This window comes from Streptomyces sp. HNM0575 (assembly GCF_012726265.1).
Lineage (GTDB): Bacteria > Actinomycetota > Actinomycetes > Streptomycetales > Streptomycetaceae > Streptomyces.
In genome coordinates, this window is record NZ_JAASAG010000002.1 from 354431 (window position 1) to 372396 (window position 17966).

Below are 17966 nucleotides of genomic sequence, written 5' to 3' on the forward strand. Positions count from 1 at the left end.
GCCCCCTGTGCGTCCGGCCGGGTGACCGGGCTCAGGGGACCGCCGCTCGATGAAGACGGGCAGGGCTGCGGCTACGGCTACGGCTACGGACAGGAAGCGGGCGGGCGCCGGACCGCGGCGCCCGCGAAGCCCGCGGCGGAGCAGCCGCTACCGCTTGGCGCGCGCCGCCGCCCGCCCCCGGGCCTTCTGGTCCAGCTCCACCTTGCGGATGCGAATCGTCTCCGGGGTGACCTCGATGCACTCGTCCTCGCGGCAGAACTCCAGCGCCTGCTCCAGGGAGAGCTTCCGCGGCGGCACCAGGTTCTCCGTGGTGTCGGCCGCCGCCGCCCGCATGTTGGTGAGCTTCTTCTCCTTGGTGATGTTCACGTCCATGTCGTCGGAGCGCGAGTTCTCGCCGACGATCATGCCCTCGTACACCTCGGTGCCCGGCTCGATGAAGATCGTGCCGCGCTCCTGGAGATTCATCATCGCGAACGGCGTCGCCGAGCCGGACCTGTCCGCGACGAGCGAGCCGCTGCGCCGCGTACGCAGATCCCCGAACCACTTCTCGTGCCCCTCGAAGAGGCTGTGCGCGATGCCCGTGCCCCTGGTCTCGGTAAGGAACTCCGTACGGAAGCCGATCAGGCCGCGCGCCGGGACGATCCACTCCATGCGGATCCAGCCGGACCCGTGGTTGGTCATCGTCTCCATGCGGCCCTTGCGGGTCGCCATCAGCTGCGTGATGGCGCCCATGAACTCCTCGGGGGCGTCGATCGTCATGCGCTCCACGGGCTCGTGCAGCTTGCCGTCGATCTCCCGCGTGACGACCTCGGGCTTGCCGACCGTCAGCTCGAAGCCCTCACGGCGCATGGTCTCGACGAGGATGGCGAGCGCCAGCTCGCCGCGGCCCTGCACCTCCCAGGCGTCGGGACGCTCGGTGGGCAGCACGCGCAGCGAGACGTTGCCGACCAGCTCGCGGTCGAGCCGGTCCTTCACCAGACGGGCGGTCACCTTGTGGCGCTTGCCGCCCTTGCCGACCAGCGGCGAGGTGTTCGTGCCGATCGTCATGGAGATCGCAGGCTCGTCGACGGTGATGAGCGGCAGGGCGACCGGGTTCTCCGGGTCGGCGAGCGTCTCGCCGATCATGATGTCGGGGATGCCCGCGACCGCGCAGATGTCCCCGGGGCCCGCGGCCTCGGCGGGCTTGCGGGTCAGCGCGTCGGTCATCAGCAGCTCGGTGATGCGGACGTTCTGCTCGGTGCCGTCGCGCTTGAGCCAGGCCACCGACTGCCCCTTCTTCAGCGTGCCGTTCTTCACGCGCAGCAGCGCGATACGGCCGAGGAAGTTGTCGGCGTCGAGGTTGGTCACGTGCGCCTGTAGCGGCGCGGCCTCCTCGTACGTCGGCGCGGGGACCGTCTCCAGCAGCGTGGTGAAGAACGGCTCCAGGCTGTCGCTGTCGGCGGGGACGGCGCCGTCCTCGGGCTGCGTCAGCGAGGCCACGCCGTCGCGCGCGCAGGCGTAGACGATGGGGAACTCGATCTGCTCCTCGTCCGCGTCCAGATCGAGGAAGAGGTCGTAGGTGTCGTCGACGACGGCGGAGATGCGGGCGTCGGAGCGGTCCGTCTTGTTGATGCAGAGGATGACGGGGAGGCGGGCCTCCAGCGCCTTGCGCAGCACGAAACGGGTCTGCGGCAGCGGGCCCTCGGAGGCGTCCACCAGCAGCACCACGGCGTCCACCATCGACAGGCCGCGCTCGACCTCGCCGCCGAAGTCGGCGTGGCCGGGGGTGTCGATGATGTTGATGACGACGGAGTCACCGCCGCCCTTGGGGTGGTACTTCACGGCGGTGTTCTTCGCGAGAATGGTGATGCCCTTCTCGCGCTCCAGGTCGCTGGAGTCCATCACCCGGTCGTCGACCGACTCCAGCTGGTGCGCTGCGAACGCCCCGGCCTGCTTGAGCATGGCGTCGACGAGGGTGGTCTTCCCGTGGTCGACGTGGGCGACGATGGCGACATTGCGGATGTCGTGGCGGGTGGGCATGACTGGCTGACGCTTCTCCCGGGTCGTGGGTGGGGCGCGGTGCGTGACTGCTCCTCACGCGCCCTGCCGGGCTGGATCTCGCCGCGGCTCCGCCGACCATGGTAAGGCCCGGCCACCCTGCGGGCGGATTCCACCCTGTGGGGGCCGGGCCGTCGGCTCACGCCTGCTGCGCGCTGTCCGCCGCCTCCTGCCTCCTGCCTGCTGCCTCCCGCCTGCTGCCTCCTGCCTCGGCTCGTGCGGCCGCCGCCGCTCTCCGGCTACTTCTCGAAACCGATGTCCTGGTAGCGCGGCGACTGGAAGCCGAAGGCACCCGCGTTGGCGACCTTCTCCCCCGCCGCCACGAGCTGCGGCCGCTGGTAGAGGGGCACCGAGCCCGCCGCCGCCCAGATCCGGGCGTCCGCCCGCTCGATGAGGTCGTTGCGGGCGCCGTCGTCCAGCTCCCTCGACGCCTGGTCGAAGAGCTGGTCGATCTGATTGGTGCCGACGCGCGTGTAGTTCTGCTCGACGAGCAGCGAACCGTCCGCCGCCGCGGCCGGTTTGGCGAAGATCGGGCGGGCGTCGGTCGCCGGGTAGGCCGTGCCGGGCCACGAGTAGATGGCCAGGTCGTAGTCGCCCGCGGCGATGTGCTTCTCGAAGTACTCCTCCTCCGGCACCTGCTCGACCTTCGTACGTACGCCGACGCGCGTCAGCGCCTTGGTGATACGAGCACCCGTCGCCCTGATCGACTCCGACCCGGGCCCGGAGGGAAGCACGAAGCGAAGCGTCAGCGGCTTGCCCGCCTTGGTGCGCTGCACCTTCGCCCCGCCGTCGGAGAGCAGCCGCAGCTCGTCGGCGCCGGCACGCGCCCCCTCGGCGTTCCGGACGGCGGCCCGGGCGCTGCGCACCTTGCTCTCCGAGCCTCCGGCTCGTGCGTCGCGCAGCTGCACGCGGGCCGCCTGCGTCATCAGCGACGCGCGCTGCCCCGCGGTGACGGGAGAGAGGGTGAGCGGCTGTGCGGCGAGACGGGCGGCCTCCCGCTCGCTGACGGGCACGGCGGCGGGGGCGGGGACTGCGCCCGCGGCGCGGTCGTGGGCGCTGCTGTGCTGTGCGTTCTTGCCGCCTTCGTCGCCGTCGCTGCCGCCCTTGCCGTCCTTCCCCTCCCCCTGCTCGTTCTTCTTCTGGCTCCGCTTCTCGTCCCCCTTCGCGTTCTTGTCGCTCTTTCCGGCGTCCTCCCCGGCCTCCTTCTTGCCGTGCTCGCCCTTCTTCGCGTCCGTGCCCCCGGTCGGCCCCGAACGCGCGCCGCCGTCCTTCCAGCCCGCCTCGGCGAGCAGCGACTGCGCCGACTCCACGTCCTGGTCGCCGAGTGCGTCGCTGTTGTCCGCGTATCCGTCCTGGTCGATCATCCGCAGGTGGCTGCCGAGGGTCTTCACGGGCAGCCCCGTACCCCGCAGCGCCTGCTTCGCGATGGCCTCCCGGTCGATGGCGCGGGCGACGGCCCGCCGTACGCGCTCGTCGGCGAGCGGACCCTCCGAGCCGTTGAGCGCGAGCTGCGTGTACGCGGGCTCGAAGGCGTGGCGCACGGCGACGTGGCGCAGCCCGCCGTCCCGCTTCGCCTGCTTCCGCAGCTCCGCCGCGGACTTGCGCGGGTGCTCCCCGCCCTTCCGGCTCTTCGCGTCCCCCTCCCCGCCCTTGTGGGCGCGGACGATGCTGCGCACGGTCGCCACGTCGACCTCGGCGAGGTCCAACTGCCCCTGCTTCAGCGCCTCTTTGCGCTGGTCCCGCGGTACGACGCGGAGCGTGATCCGCTTCAGCTTGGCCGGGTCCCCCCACCACTTGCCGTTGCGTACGAGCGTGACGGTGGTGTCGTCCCGCTGGATCCTCTCGACGCGGAACGGTCCGGCGGAGTTGGAGAGCGACCGGCCGGCGGCGTGCTTGAAGTGGTCGGCGCTGTTCATGACGTTCCGCGGGTAGAGCGGCGCGAACAGCGACTTCCAGTCCGCGTACGGCTTGCGGAAGACGACCTTCACCTCGTGGGCGTTCGCTCCCCTGGTCACCTTGCCGATCCGGTCGTAGCCCGCGTTGCGTGCGGCGCCGAAGGACTTCCGCTTTCCGTTCAGGGCCTGCCACTGGGCCTTGAAGTCGGCCACGCCGATACGGCGCCCGCTGCTCCACTTCGCCTTCGGGTTGAGCTTGTAGACGACGGTCTGGTGCGGCTCGCGTCCGGTGACGTCGGCGCTCTGGAGATAGTCCGGGTCGGGCTGCGGACGGGCCGCCGCGTCCAGCTTGAAGAGGCTCGGCAGCGTGGCGCCGGTGATGCGCTCGGTCGTGGCGTCGGCCTTGGGCTGGAAGGCGTTCAGCGTGGTGGGAAGGGCGTCGACCGCCCAGTGCAGCGTGCCGCCCGAGGCGATCTGCTCGCGGTCGAGATGCGGTACGTCCCTCGACGCACCGCTGCCGCCTCCTTCGGAGCTGGGACCTGAGCCGTCGCCGGACGTGCATCCGGCGAGGGGGATCAGTGCGCCGGCCAGGAGGAGTGCCAGTGAACGCCGGGTGGCTGCGTCGAGAGCTTTCGCGGCTTGCATGTCTGAACCTCCGGGGCTGACGGGGTCCGACTGTGCGTACACGCGGCTCGGTGCCTGCGTGGGCACGTTCGGCGGCATAGGCGTTTCATCACATCTATCGCCCACTGAAGGGGAGGCCGTGAGCCGTGACCCGGAGGCTCGGCCGGGTCACGCGGCACGCCACCCATGCGGACCACAGGGGTTCGTACGGCCCCGGAATCGGCCGGTCCCGTGCCTGGACGCCCGAGGGGAGACAAGTGGCCGCGGAGGCAATACCTTTGACTCAGTCAATGGAACTTCGGCCGGCCGAAGAAGGGCCGAGCCGAGGAGAGGGGAGGCCTCCGTGACTGCTCCGGCCACGACCCGCACCGGGACCGCCCAGGAGATGCGGGCCTTCAACCGCTTCTACACGAACCTCATCGGCGCGCTTGACTACAGCCGCCACCTGCACACCCCGTACACCCTCACCGAGGCCCGCGTGCTCTACGAGCTGGTGCACGCGACGCGGGCCGACGCCGCCGATCTGCGGTCCGCGCTGTCCGTGGACGCGGGCCAGCTGAGCCGGATGCTCGCGCGCTTCGAGGAGCGCGGGCTCGTCAGCCGCAGGCCGTCGGCGCGGGACGCCCGGCGGGTCGAGGTGGAGCTGACCGCGGAGGGGAGGGAGGCGGCGGGGCTGCTGGAGGAGCGTTCGCAGAGCGCGGTCGAGTCGCTGATGGACGGCATGGCGGGGGCGGACCGCGAGCGGCTGGCGCGGAGCCTGCGCACGGCCCGGCGGATCCTGGAGGACCGCGGCACGCGGAAGGCGAAGGCCCGGCCCGTCGGGACGGCCCCCGCGGAAAGGGAGGCCACGGGCCACGGACCCGCGAAGGAGGAGGCCGCGGCGCGCGTACGGATCCGGGGCCCGCGCCCCGGCGACCTCGGCTGGATCGTCGAGCGCAACGCGGCCGTGTACGCGGAGGAGTTCGGCTGGGACGGAACGTACGAGGCGCTCGTCGCGCGCATCGTCGCGGGCTTCGCCGCCGGCCACGACCCGGAGCGCGAAGCGGTCTGGATCGCGGAGCTCGACGGGCGGCGGGCGGGATGCGTGATGTGCGTGGACGACACCGCCGAGGACGCCGCCGAAGACGCCGCCGCGAACCCCGCCGGGGACGAGGGCACGGCCGCCGACGGTGCCGCGCGCACGCCCCCACACACCGCCAGGCTGCGCCTGCTGCTCGTCGACCCGTCCGCCCGCGGCCACGGGGTCGGGGACCGCCTCGTCGCCGAGTGCGTGGACTTCGCGCGCGCGGCCGGCTACCGGGAGTTGGTGCTGTGGACCAACGACGTGCTGGCCGCGGCGAGGCGCATCTATCAGCGGGCCGGTTTCGAGCTGCTGGGAGAGGACCGGCACCACAGTTTCGGCCACGATCTGACGGGCCAGGACTGGCGTCTCGTGCTGTGACCGTGCGGTGCTCGCGCACCGCACGGGACCCTGCACGGACCGCGCCGGAGACCTGCCCGTAAGAGACTCGGCTGATCGCGGCGGTGGTACGGGCGGCCCTGCGTCTTTGTGGACCCGGCGCAAGCGTCCCGCCCCGTCCGGGTTACGGGATCCGGCCGGAATGCCCCGCAGGGGGTAAACCCGTGCAGCGCCCTTCACAACGGGGAGTGTGAAGAGCGACACTCGCCATCTCACCTGGGCACGCAAGGCGCTCATGTACACAAGCCAGCCGCCAAGACCAGCGGAGGTAGGCACGCATGTCACCTCACACGTCACTGCACGACGACCTGACGGCGGCCCAGCGCTGCCTCGACGAGCTCACCCGGACCGTCGACCGACTGGAGCGCACCCTCGGCAGCAGCCTGGAGGTCAGGCGCGTACGCAGCGACGCCGAGCACCTGCGGGAGTCCCTGTCCCTGCTGCGCGCGGCCTCACCGGCCGCCGGTGCGCCGGGACCGGCGCACCCCGAGATGGTGACGATCCCGGACAAGCCCTACGACCACGGCCTGTGGTCGGACGTCGATGACGAGGGGGTGGGCGCCAAGGACCGGCACGCGCCGTGAGCCCCGCGCCCCCGAGCTGAGCCGGACCGGCGGCGGTCACGGCCCCGGCAGCGACCACGGCCACCACCGCGGTCGCGGAGCCCGGTCCGGCAGCTCAAGAGGCACTCTCAACTGACAAGTCGCCCATACCGGAGAAACCGTTGGCCACTGGCACCCGACCCCAACCGAATACGAGCAGCACAGGAAGCACGAGCACTCCGCCCGCCACCGGTGGAGTGCGCACCGGCACGCGTGCCGCCATTCCCGAGCGGCATCTGCGCACGGACCGCTGGTGGCTCGCTCCCGCGTCCACCGCGTTCGGCCTGTTCGCCTTCGTCGTGTACTCGACGTGGCGCGCGTTCGCGGACACGGACTACTACCACGCGCCGTACGTCTCGCCCTTCTACTCCCCGTGCCTCGCCTCAAGCTGCGAGAAGATGCAGGGCGGCCCCAACTGGGCGCTGTTCGGGGACTGGTGGCCGCTCTCGCCCGCGCTGATCATCCTGATCTTCCCGCTGGGCTTCCGGCTCACCTGCTACTACTACCGCAAGGCCTACTACCGCGGCTTCTGGGCCGCTCCCCCGGCCTGCGCGGTCGCCGAGCCGCACAAGAGCTACAGCGGCGAGACGAAGCTGCCGCTGATCCTCCAGAACGTCCACCGCTACTTCTTCTACGCGGCGGTCGGGGTGGCGCTCATCCTCACCTGGGACACGCTCCTCGGCTTCCGCAACTCCGACTACGAGTGGGGCCACATGGGCCTCGGCACCCTGGTCTTCCTCGTCAACATCGTGCTGATCTGGGCGTACACCATCTCGTGCCACTCCTGCCGGCACATCGTCGGCGGGCGGCTCAAGCACTTCTCGAAGCATCCCGTGCGGTACCGCATGTGGGGTCTGGTCGGAAAGCTCAACAGCCGTCACATGGGGCTGGCTTGGGCCTCGCTTCTGAGCGTGGGCCTCGCCGACTTCTACGTGTACCTGCTGGCGACCGGTGCCTTCACCGATCCGCAGCTGTTCTGACCACGCTTCTTCGAGAGGGATGCACGACAAATGACGCAAGTCGAACGCCAGCAGTGGGATGTCGTCATCGTCGGCGCGGGCGGCGCCGGTCTGCGGGCGGCGATCGAGGCACGCGAACAGGGACTGCGCACGGCAGTGATCTGCAAGTCCCTGTTCGGCAAGGCGCACACGGTGATGGCCGAGGGCGGAATCGCCGCCAGCATGGGCAACGCCAACCCCGGTGACAACTGGGAGGTCCACTTCCGCGACACCATGCGCGGCGGCAAGTTCCTCAACCAATGGCGCATGGCCGAACTGCACGCCAAGGAGGCCCCGGACCGGGTCTGGGAGCTGGAGACCTGGGGCGCGCTCTTCGACCGCACCGCCGACGGCCGGATCTCCCAGCGCAACTTCGGCGGGCACGAGTATCCGCGCCTGGCGCACGTCGGCGACCGTACGGGCCTGGAGCTGATCCGTACGCTCCAGCAGAAGACCGTCTCGCTCCAGCAGGAGGACTACAAGGAGACCGGGGACTACGAGTCCAGGCTGAAGGTCTTCCAGGAGTGCACGGTCACCCGGATCCTCAAGTCGCCCGCCCCGGACGGCTCGGGGGAGAAGGTCTCGGGCGTCTTCTGCTACGAGCGGGAGTCCGGCCGCTTCTTCGTGATCGAGGCGCCCGCCGTGGTGCTGGCCACCGGCGGCATCGGCAAGTCCTTCAAGGTGACGTCGAACTCCTGGGAGTACACGGGCGACGGGCACGCGCTGGCGCTGCTGGCCGGTGCCTCGCTGATCAACATGGAGTTCGTGCAGTTCCACCCCACGGGGATGGTCTGGCCGCCGTCGGTGAAGGGCATCCTCGTCACCGAGTCGGTACGGGGCGACGGCGGGGTGCTGCGCAACTCCGAGGGCAAGCGGTTCATGTTCGACTACATCCCGGACGTCTTCAAGGAGAAGTACGCCGAGTCCGAGCAAGAGGCCGACGGCTGGTACGAGGACCCGGAGAACAACCGGCGACCACCCGAGCTGCTGCCCCGCGACGAGGTCGCCCGCGCCATCAACTCCGAGGTCAAGGCGGGCCGCGGCTCACCGCACGGCGGCGTCTTCCTCGACGTCTCGACCCGGATGTCGCCCGAGGTGATCCGGCGCCGGCTGCCGTCCATGCACCACCAGTTCAAGGAGCTGGCGGACGTGGACATCACGAGCGAGGCCATGGAGGTCGGCCCGACCTGCCACTACGTGATGGGCGGCGTCGACGTCGACCCGGACACGGCGGCGGCGGTCGGCGTCACGGGCCTGTACGCGGCGGGCGAGGTGGCCGGCGGCATGCACGGCTCGAACCGGCTCGGCGGCAACTCCCTCTCCGACCTGCTGGTCTTCGGGCGCCGCGCGGGTCTGCACGCCGCGCAGTACGCCTCCTCGCTCAAGGGCGACGGACGGCCCGCCGTCGGCGACGAGCAGATCGAGCAGGCCGCGGCGGAAGCTCTGCGTCCGTTCAGCGCCGCGGAGGTGCCGGACGGCGAGCCCGCGGAGAATCCGTACACGATCCACCAGCACCTCCAGCAGTCCATGAACGACCTCGTGGGCATCATCCGCCGCGACGAGGAGATGAGTCAGGCGCTGGAGCGGCTGGCCGAGCTGCGCGTACGCGCGACGTACGCGGGCGTCGAGGGGCACCGCCAGTTCAACCCGGGCTGGCACCTCGCGATCGACCTGCGCAACATGCTGCTGGTGAGCGAGTGCGTGGCGCGAGCCGCGCTGACCCGCACCGAGTCGCGCGGCGGTCACACCCGCGACGACTATCCGGACATGGACCGCCAGTGGCGGCGCTCGAACCTGGTCTGCACGCTGGCCGACGAGCCCGTCTCGCTGGACGCCTCCACCCAGCCCGGCGACGCGGCGAAGCGTGCCGACCGCGGACGCATCGGGCTGAGGCGACGTGACATGCCGCCGATCCGCCCGGATCTGCTGGAGCTCTTCGAGAAGGAGGAGCTGATCAAGTACCTGACCGACGAGGAGCTGACGACCGAATGAGCGCCGAGACGCATGCAGGCGAGGGCACGGGTACGCACACGCGCCCCGGCGCGCGGGACGCGGAGGGCACCGCCGAGGGCACCGGTACGCCGGGAGCCGTCAGCGGCGGCGCCCCCGACTCGTCCGGTACGAGCTACATCGCGAACTTCCGGGTCTGGCGGGGCGACACCGAGGGCGGCGCTCTCAAGGACTTCAAGGTAGAGGTCTTCGAGGGCGAGGTCGTGCTCGACATCGTCCACCGGCTCCAGGCCACGCAGGCCCCGGACCTGGCGGTCCGCTGGAACTGCAAGGCGGGCAAGTGCGGTTCGTGCAGCGCGGAGATCAACGGCCGGCCACGGCTGCTGTGCATGACGCGGATGTCGGTCTTCGAGCGTTCGGAGACCGTCACGATCACGCCGCTGCGGGCCTTCCCGGTGATGCGGGACCTGGTCACGGACGTGTCGTACAACTACAAGAAGGCGCGGGAGATCCCGGCCTTCGTGCCTCCGAAGGACCTGGGGCCGGGCGAGTACCGGATGCAGCAGGAGGACGTCGGGCGCTCGCAGGAGTTCCGCAAGTGCATCGAGTGCTTCCTGTGCCAGGACGTGTGCCACGTGGTGCGCGACCACGAGGAGAACAAGGAGGCCTTCGCGGGCCCGCGCTTCCTGATGCGGATGGCCGAGCTGGACATGCACCCGCTGGACGCCGCCGAGGAGTCCGGGCTGGACCGCAAGTCCAGCGCGCAGGAGGACCACGGGCTGGGCTACTGCAACATCACCAAGTGCTGTACGGAGGTCTGCCCCGAGGGGATCAAGATCACCGACAATGCGCTGATCCCGCTCAAGGAGCGGGCCGCGGACCGTAAGTACGATCCGCTGGTCTGGCTCGGCAACAAGATCAGGCGCCGTAACGGGGCCTGATCCGGGCCCGGGCAGAGCGCAGGTCCGGGCAGAGCCGGAGCCGGGCACAGCCTGGGTCCGGGCAGAGCGCAGGTCCGGGCAGAGCCTGGGGCCGGGCAGGCCCGGAGCTGGGTCCGCGGGGCACGAGCGGGGCCTGAGCGGGGCCCGAGTACGGGCACCCGGCCGGGCCCGAACCGAGGCCGGTGCCCGTGAGGCACCGGCCCTGCCCCGTATGAGGTCCGTCACGGGGGTGCGCGTCCGCGCGCTCCCGTGACGCCTCTTCCGCCCGTTCCGCACCGCATGCGGCTTTCCGCTGTTTTCCGGGGTTTCAGGGACTTCACCCGACCCGGCCCGACGGCCGCCCGCCGTCATTGGCCGTACCAACGACATCCCCGTACAACCGCTCATGGCGGCCCCGCGCTGGCTACGCTGCCGGTAGTCCGGACGCCGCGTGGGCGGCACCGCCGCCGGCGGGGCGCACGGACAGGCAGCAGCACCGTCGCGCGGGGCCGTCTCCCGGCCTCGTCCCGTCCGTACGTCCGTACTCGACATGGCAGGGGATCGATCACGATGAGACGCCGGCAATTCATCGGCACCGTCGGCAGCGTCGCGCTCGCCTCCGGGGTCGGCCCGGGCTCCGTCCCCGCCTTCGCCGCGACACCGTACGGCGCCGGTCCGGAGGGTCCGCCCACCGTGACCCCCGCCGACCTGTGCTTCCGTCCCCGCACCCTGCGCCGGGGCAGCCCCAAGCGCGCGGGACTGCTGCGGGCCGAGGTGGAGCGGATCGTGCCCGCGGCCGAGGAGTACATGCGGCCGGGACCGGGGCGGCCGCACCCCTCGCACCCGGGCTTCGTAGTGCTGGCCGCCCGCAACGGCGTGGTCGTCGAGCACGCGGCACGCGGTCATGCGCTGCGCTACGCGTCCTGGGACGCCGCGGCCGGCCAGGCGGTCGAGCTGCCGCGGGACCAGTGGGTGCCCATGCGCGAGGACACGATCTTCGACATGGCGTCGGTCTCGAAGCTCTTCACTTCCGTGGTGCTGGTCGCGCACGCCGAGAAGGGCGCGCTCGACCTCGACGCCCCGGTCGCGCGCTACCTGCCGCGCTTCGACGACAGCGACCCGGCCAAGTCCCCCATCGTCGTACGGCAGTTGGTGACCCACACCTCGGGCATGAAGGCCGACATGGACCTGAAGTCCTACCCGGACAACGAGGCGCGGATGGCCGCCATCTACGCCGAGCCGCTCGACAACCCGCCGGGCGAGCACTACACCTACTCCGACCTCAACCTCATCACCGCGGGCCGCCTGCTGGAAGAGATCAGCGGCAAGGGACTGGAGGAGCTGGTCGCCGAGCTGATCACCGGGCCGCTCGGCATGGACGACACCGGCTACAACCCTCCGAAGTCCGAGCTGGACCGGATCGCCGCGACCGAGTACCAGCCGTGGACGGACCGCGGCATGGTGCGCGGATCGGTGCACGACGAGAAGGCGTACTACCTCGGCGGCGTCGCCGGTCACGCGGGCGTCTTCTCAACTGCCGCCGACATGGCGGTCCTCGGCCAGATGGTGCTCAACGGCGGTACGTACGGCGGCCATCGGGTGCTCGGCGAGGAGTGGGTCCGCGCCATGATCACCAACGAGAACGCGGGGATGGGCGAGGACGCGGCCCGCGGTCTCGGCTGGCAGCTCGACCAGCGCTTCTACATGGACGCCCTCACCTCGCCCGTCACCACCGGGCACACCGGCTACACCGGGCCGTGCATCGTGGCCGACCCGCTGGCCGGCACGCTCTTCGTGCTGATGACCAACCGCGTGCACCCCACCCGCGACTGGGGCACCGAGAGCGTCTACCGCCGGGCGCCCGCACGCCGCCTGGCGCGTGCCGTGCCGGTGCGTCCGGCGGTCGCCCGCGCCGCCTGGTACTCGGGCCAGCGGGACGAGGCGACCGCCACGCTCCGCGTCCCGCTGACGAAGCCGGTGCCCGACGAGGCGTCGCTGCGCTTCCGGCTCTGGTACGACACCCAGGACACGGACGTGTGCACCGTGGAGGCCACCACCGACGCGCGGCCCGGCGACGGCTCGAAGTGGAACCCCGTGGCGCTGAAGTTCCGCGCTGGCGACCGGCGTTGGCAGAGCAAGGGCGACTTCTCCGGCTTCTCGGCGCGCCGCTGGCTGCACGCACAGGGCGAGCTGCCGGACGGCGTGACGGCGGTGCGCTGGCGGTACGTCACCGACGAGGAGCAGCAGGGCCGCGGCGTCTACCTGGACGACATCAGGGTGCTGAGCGGGCCCCGCCCGGTCTTCATGAGCGTACGGCCGCGTGACAACGCCCGCGTGTGCGCGGAGGGTTGGAAGCTCTCGGAGAACTGACGGCGCGAAACGCGGGTCGTGGACGGCGGATTCACCTGCCGGACTTCCGCGGCGCGCCGATCGTGGCGTAGGTGCCGACGCCAACGCCGGGACGGGGGCGGGAAGTTCACACGCGCGGAGTTCCCGCCCGGGGAGTTCACGCGCGGGGAGTTCGCGCCCGGCTCAGAAGAGGCTGAGCAGCGCTTCCGTGGGGTCGGCGGGCTTGGAGTTCTCGCCGGGGCGGGCCAGTTCGAACCAGACGGTCTTTCCGCGGTGCGTACGCCTGCTGCCCCAGCCGGCGCTGAGCAGCCCGACCAGTTGCAGTCCCCTGCCGCCCTCGTCCGTGACATGCGCGCGGCGTCTGCGCGGCTGCACCAGCCCGGAGTCCCACACCTCGCACACGAGGGTGCGGTCCAGCAGCAGCCGGAGCCTTATCTCGCCCTCCCCGTGCCGCAGCGCGTTCGTCACCAGCTCGCTCACGAGGAGTTCGGCGGTATCGGCGAGAGCGCCCAACTCCCATGCGGACAGCTGCTCGCGGGTCAGTTCGCGGGCGCGGGCCACGGAGCGCGGCTCCGCGGAGAGCGTCCAGTCGCCGACGGCGCCGTCGGGCAGGCCCTGCACTCGCGCGACGAGCAGCGCGATGTCGTCCTCTCCGTGGTGGACGTTGAGGGTCGTCAGCACCTGGTCGGCGACGTTCTCCAGGGATTCGGTGGCGTCGGTGAGAGCCGCCCGCAGGGAGCCCAGGCCCTCGTCGATGGGGTGTTCGCGCGACTCGACGAGACCGTCGGTGTAGAGCGCGATCATCGAACCGTCGTTGAGCTCCATCTCGATCTCTTCGAAGGGCTCGCCGCCGACGCCCAGCGGTACGCCCTTGGGAACCTCCAACAGCAGCGCCGGCTCGTCCGGTTCGACGAGTACAGGCGGCAGATGACCGGCGTTGGCTATGGTGCAGCGGCGCGAGACCGGGTCGTAGACGGCGAAGATGCATGTGGCCAGATAGACCTCGGCCAGATGGTCGCTGCCGCGCTGCGAGCCCGGTGAGTCTCCGAGCCCCCGCGCGATCTCGTCCAGGGCGCCCAGCACCTCGGCGGGCTCCATGTCGGTGGTGAGCGCCAACGTCCGTACGGCGGTGCGCAGTTCGCCCATGGCGACGGCGGCGCGCAGCCCGCGGCCCATCACGTCGCCGACGACGACGGCGGTGCGGTGCCCGGGAAGTTCGATGACGTCGAACCAGTCGCCGCCGACCTCGGTCGCCGGATTGCCGGGCAGATAGCGGCAGGCGATGTCGAGGCCGGCGGCTTCGGGATCGCCGGGCGGCAGCAGGCTGCGCTGAAGTATCAGCGCCCGCTCGTGCTCGCGCCGGTAGAGGCGCGCGTTGTCTATGCATACGGCGGCGCGGGAGGCGAGTTCGGCGGCGAGCGCCGCGTCCCGTTCGCCGAACGGTTCGCTGCCCTTGACCCGCGAGAACTGCACGAGCCCCAGCACCCGGTCGCGGGCGACCATCGGCACGGCCAGCGTCGACTGCACCACGGCACCGAACTGCACCGGCACGGTGCCGTCCTGCCCGGGTATGTGCTGCACGCGCCCGCTTCGAAGCGCCTGTGCGCAGGGCGTGTTGTACGGATAGCAGTGGGTCGCGCCCACGGTGACCGGACTCGAACCCGTCGGGTTCCGGTTCTCCCGGCTGATCGACGGCGGGGCCTCCGAGACCGAACTGGCGAAGCCGACGCGGCGCAGCTCGCCGCTGCCGTCGCCGGGGCCGACGGGACGCGGTTCGTCACCTGCCAGTACGTCCATGTACAGGTCCACGGACGCGAGATCGCAGAATTGCGGTACGCCGACGTCCAGCAGTTCGCGGGCCGTGGTCTCCAGGTCGAGCGAATTGCCGATGCGGGCGCCCGCCGCGTTCAGCAGAGCGAGAGCGCGGCGAACGTCGTCAGGCTTGCCTGCCTCCACAGGGATATCGCTCAACGCCGCCCCTTCCCGTGACCAGTGTGGCACCGGCTCTGAGCAGTGTGGCAGGCGTAAGGCACCCGGAACACGCTCTTCCCGATCGCCGCACGAAATTCGTGGTTCCCGTCGCTTCCGACAACTGACGTGCGGCCTCACACCTCCGTGCGCTCCCCCTGGCCTGATCCGGCAGGGACATCTGTCTCCTAACCAGGCTGAGCCCGTTCGAACCATCTTCTATGAGGGCGCGCGACGGGAGGAGGGTCCTGGCACGCCGCCGGAGCGCGGGCGGGGCGGGTCACGGGGCACCGCCGTGCCTCAACTCCCCGCAGGGAACGATCACTTCGGATCAGGGAAGGGCGATCTCGAACCAGACGGTCTTGCCCATCGGGCCGTGCCGCGTACCCCAGCGGCGCGCCTCCCTGGCGACGAGACGGATGCCCCTGCCGCCCTCGTCGTCGGGCATGGCGCTGCGTTCACGCGGCGGGTCCGGCAGCGGGTCGGAGACCTCCAGCAGCAGTGAACTGCCGCGCACCATACGGACTCCGATCGGCCCGTGCGCGTATCGCATGGAGTTGGTGACCAGTTCGCTGACGAGCAGCACGGTGGTGTCCTCCAGCGCGTCCAGGCCCCACTCGTGCAGGGTGCGGCGTACCACCTCGCGGGCCCTGCGCACGGCATAGCTCTCGGACGGGAACGTCCAGGACGCGGCGCTGCCCTGGGGCAGTCCGCCGAGCTTCGCCATCAGCAGCGCCACGTCGTCGTCGGGCTGGGATGCCGTCCTGCCCTCCAGGTCGTCGATGACGCTGTCGCAGGCCTCTTCGATGCTCTCCGGAGTGCCCGGATCGCGCCGGACGGGACCGCCGGAGAGCATCCGGCAGAGGCGGTCGATGCCGATGCTGATGTCCTCGCCGCGGGACTCGATGAGGCCGTCGGTGTAGAGGATGAGCACGGATCCCTCGACGACTTCGAGGTCGTACGACTCGAAGGGGACTCCGCCGACTCCGAGCGGTGCGCCCGAGGGCAGTTCGAGCGTGTGGGCCTCCCAACCGCCACCGGGGGTCTCGGTGAGCAGCAGCGGCGGCGGGTGGCCGGCCTTGGCCAGGCTGCACCGGCGCGTGGACGGGTCGTAGACGGCGTAGACGCATGTGGCCACGAGCGGATCGTCGGAACTCTGCACGAAGTCGTCCGCCAAGTCGTTGATGCGGCGCAGCAGTTCGTCCGGCGGCAGGTCGAGTCCCGCGAGCGTCCTCACGGCCGTGCGTATCCGGCCCATCGTCACGGCCGCGTGCAGCCCGTGCCCCATCACGTCGCCCACGACGAAGGCGACCCGTCCTCCGGCGAGCGGGATCACGTCGAACCAGTCGCCGCCGACCTCGGTGCCGCTGCTGCCCGGCACATAGCGGTAGGCCACGTGTACGCCGGGCGGCTCGGGCACCTTCTGCGGCAGCAGGCTCCGCTGGAGCATCAGGGCGCCGGCGCGCTCGCGGGCGTACAGGCGGGCGTTGTCGAGCGAGACGCCTGCGCGGTCGGCCAGTTCCATGGCCAGTGCTATGTCGTCCCTGCCGAAGGGCTCCCGGCCCTCGGCGCGGCTGACGACGAGCAGTCCGAGTACGACGCCGCGGGCGCGCAGCGGCACGGCCATCATCGAGTGGACGCTCAGGTCGAGTGCCGCCTGCATCTTCGGGTCGCCGGGGTAGGTGGCGGCGAGCAGTTCGCGCGGTGAGGAAGCGACGTGGGGCACGCCGCTGGCCAGCGTCCGGCCGAAGAAGGAGTCGGCGAGGAACGGGACATCCTGGCCGACTCTGAGCATCCGGTTGACGGTGGGTCCCTCGTCGCGGGCGGCGACCCCGAGCTGGAAGAGCGGTGTGCCGGTGAGCATCTCGATGTCGGGCAGGTCGCCGCCGTGCGCCGCGGCGCCGATCAGCATCACGCCCGCGTAGTCCGCGAGGCGCGGCACGAGGGCGGAGGCGAGGGCCTGGGAGATGGCGGTGACGTCGAAGCGGTCGGCCAGTCCGACCCCGACGTCGTCGAGGAGCGCCAGGCGCTCGCGCGCGGCTTCGATCTTCTCCAGCGCCTCACGCCGCTCCGTGATGTCCATGATCACGGTGCTCACGCCGAGCACTTCGCCCTTCTCGGTGGTGAGCCTGCTGTACGAGACGGACCGCGAGCCCGGGCCGTCCGGCGCGGGCATCACGACGTCGACGACGGGTTCCCCGGTCTCCAGCACGGTCGACTGGACGGTGGAGACCTCCTCGGCCATCCACGGCGGAAGCACATCGTGCACGGACCTGCCGACGTGCTCCTCGGCGCCGAGCTGGTTCAGCCTGGCCAGTGCCTCGTTGACGCGCACGAACCGCTTGTCGTTGTCGAACACGGCGATGCCCAGCGGCGAGGACTCGAAGAGGGCGTCGAGCGCGGCCAGATCGTGCTCGACGGCCCGGATCCTGCTGGTCTCGACGATGTTGGCGAGGATCACGGGCCGGTTCTGCCTGTCGTGGAGAAGCGAGACGCGCCCCTCCACCGGCACGCGGTGTCCGGCGCTGTGCAGGATGCGCAACTTGCCGCGCCAGCGGCCCTCGTTCCGCAGTGTGTCTCTTCGGCGGAGCTCGCCCTCGCCGTACCCGTCGTCGAGGAAGTCCTGGATGAGGCAGCCCACGACCTGGTCCGCCCGCCAGCCGAGGATCTCCTCCGTCATCGGGTTCCAGAGGAGGATCTTTCCCTTGCCGTCGAGCATGACGGTGCCGACTCGGAGGGTGTCGAGGATCGAGGCCACTCCCTCGGAGGGTCCTGTGCTCACACCGCCCACGTCCCTGATCGGGTAGCTCACCGCCCGGACCTTCCGGGCAGCCGGGAACGAAAGGTCCCTGCTACCGATTCTGGGCCCGATCAGGCGTATTCGCCGCTCGCGCACCCCAGGGGCTCGACCAGATAGCTGCCGTCGCCCTCGTCGCCGCCCCTCGCGCGGCCCCCGCTCCCCCCGAGCCGTTCCGCTACCTGCTGTGCTTCCGTACGGGTGGCGTAGCTGCCCACGCGATAGCGGTTGCCGTGGCCGTCCTCACGTATGACGTGCCAGGGCAGCACAGTGTCGCCGTCACCGCTCACGCTTCGCATATGCCGGAGCTTACGCCGGGCCTTCACTCACCGCATTCGGCTTGGCACTACGAGGCATCGATTTCGGC

Annotated in this window: 11 protein-coding genes; 6 read left to right on the forward strand and 5 right to left on the reverse strand. The window is 71.0% G+C overall.

The window, feature by feature from the left end:
- Window positions 1–147 precede the first annotated feature (147 nt).
- Window positions 148–2019, reverse strand: a complete 1872-nt coding sequence (typA, locus tag HCC61_RS05435) for a translational GTPase TypA (protein WP_169134111.1) — start codon at window positions 2017–2019, stop codon at window positions 148–150.
- 257 nt (window positions 2020–2276) lie between these two features.
- Entirely contained in the window at window positions 2277–4577 is a 2301-nt protein-coding gene (locus tag HCC61_RS05440) for an ABC transporter family substrate-binding protein (RefSeq protein ID WP_169134112.1), read from the reverse strand.
- A 364-nt stretch (window positions 4578–4941) separates the two neighbouring features.
- Here HCC61_RS05440 and HCC61_RS05445 point away from each other — a divergent pair, with 364 nt between their 5' ends.
- The 6 genes from HCC61_RS05445 to HCC61_RS05470 all read left to right on the forward strand — a co-directional run bounded on the left by HCC61_RS05445 (window position 4942) and on the right by HCC61_RS05470 (window position 12855).
- Window positions 4942–5997, forward strand: a complete 1056-nt coding sequence (locus tag HCC61_RS05445; RefSeq protein WP_169134529.1) for a bifunctional helix-turn-helix transcriptional regulator/GNAT family N-acetyltransferase — start codon at window positions 4942–4944, stop codon at window positions 5995–5997.
- Window positions 5998–6293: 296 nt separating this feature from the next.
- Window positions 6294–6599, forward strand: coding sequence for a hypothetical protein (locus HCC61_RS05450; protein WP_169134113.1), 306 nt, complete (start codon window positions 6294–6296; stop codon window positions 6597–6599).
- A 215-nt stretch (window positions 6600–6814) separates the two neighbouring features.
- Window positions 6815–7597, forward strand: coding sequence for a hypothetical protein (locus tag HCC61_RS05455; RefSeq protein WP_169134114.1), 783 nt, complete (start codon window positions 6815–6817; stop codon window positions 7595–7597).
- Between the two features lie 30 nt (window positions 7598–7627).
- Window positions 7628–9607 carry a fumarate reductase/succinate dehydrogenase flavoprotein subunit gene (locus HCC61_RS05460; protein WP_169134115.1) on the forward strand — a complete coding sequence of 660 codons (1980 nt, stop codon included), beginning with the start codon at window positions 7628–7630 and terminating at the stop codon, window positions 9605–9607.
- Window positions 9604–10506 (forward strand): succinate dehydrogenase/fumarate reductase iron-sulfur subunit, encoded by a 903-nt coding sequence (locus HCC61_RS05465; protein WP_169134116.1) that lies wholly within the window; start codon window positions 9604–9606, stop codon window positions 10504–10506. The genes HCC61_RS05460 and HCC61_RS05465 overlap by 4 nt, the downstream gene beginning before the upstream one ends.
- 549 nt (window positions 10507–11055) lie before the next feature.
- Window positions 11056–12855: a serine hydrolase domain-containing protein gene (locus HCC61_RS05470; protein WP_169134117.1), complete on the forward strand. Its 1800-nt coding sequence runs from the start codon at window positions 11056–11058 to the stop codon at window positions 12853–12855.
- Between the two features lie 162 nt (window positions 12856–13017).
- On the opposite strand, the gene HCC61_RS05475 is transcribed toward HCC61_RS05470, so the two are convergent.
- The 3 genes from HCC61_RS05475 to HCC61_RS05485 form a co-directional block, all read right to left on the reverse strand.
- Complete coding sequence (locus HCC61_RS05475; protein ID WP_169134118.1) at window positions 13018–14805, reverse strand: SpoIIE family protein phosphatase; 1788 nt, start codon at window positions 14803–14805, stop codon at window positions 13018–13020.
- Window positions 14806–15133: 328 nt separating this feature from the next.
- Window positions 15134–17614, reverse strand: coding sequence for a SpoIIE family protein phosphatase (locus HCC61_RS05480; RefSeq protein WP_346777038.1), 2481 nt, complete (start codon window positions 17612–17614; stop codon window positions 15134–15136).
- 59 nt (window positions 17615–17673) lie between these two features.
- Complete coding sequence (locus tag HCC61_RS05485) at window positions 17674–17898, reverse strand: SPOR domain-containing protein (RefSeq protein WP_169134119.1); 225 nt, start codon at window positions 17896–17898, stop codon at window positions 17674–17676.
- Window positions 17899–17966: the final 68 nt, after the last annotated feature.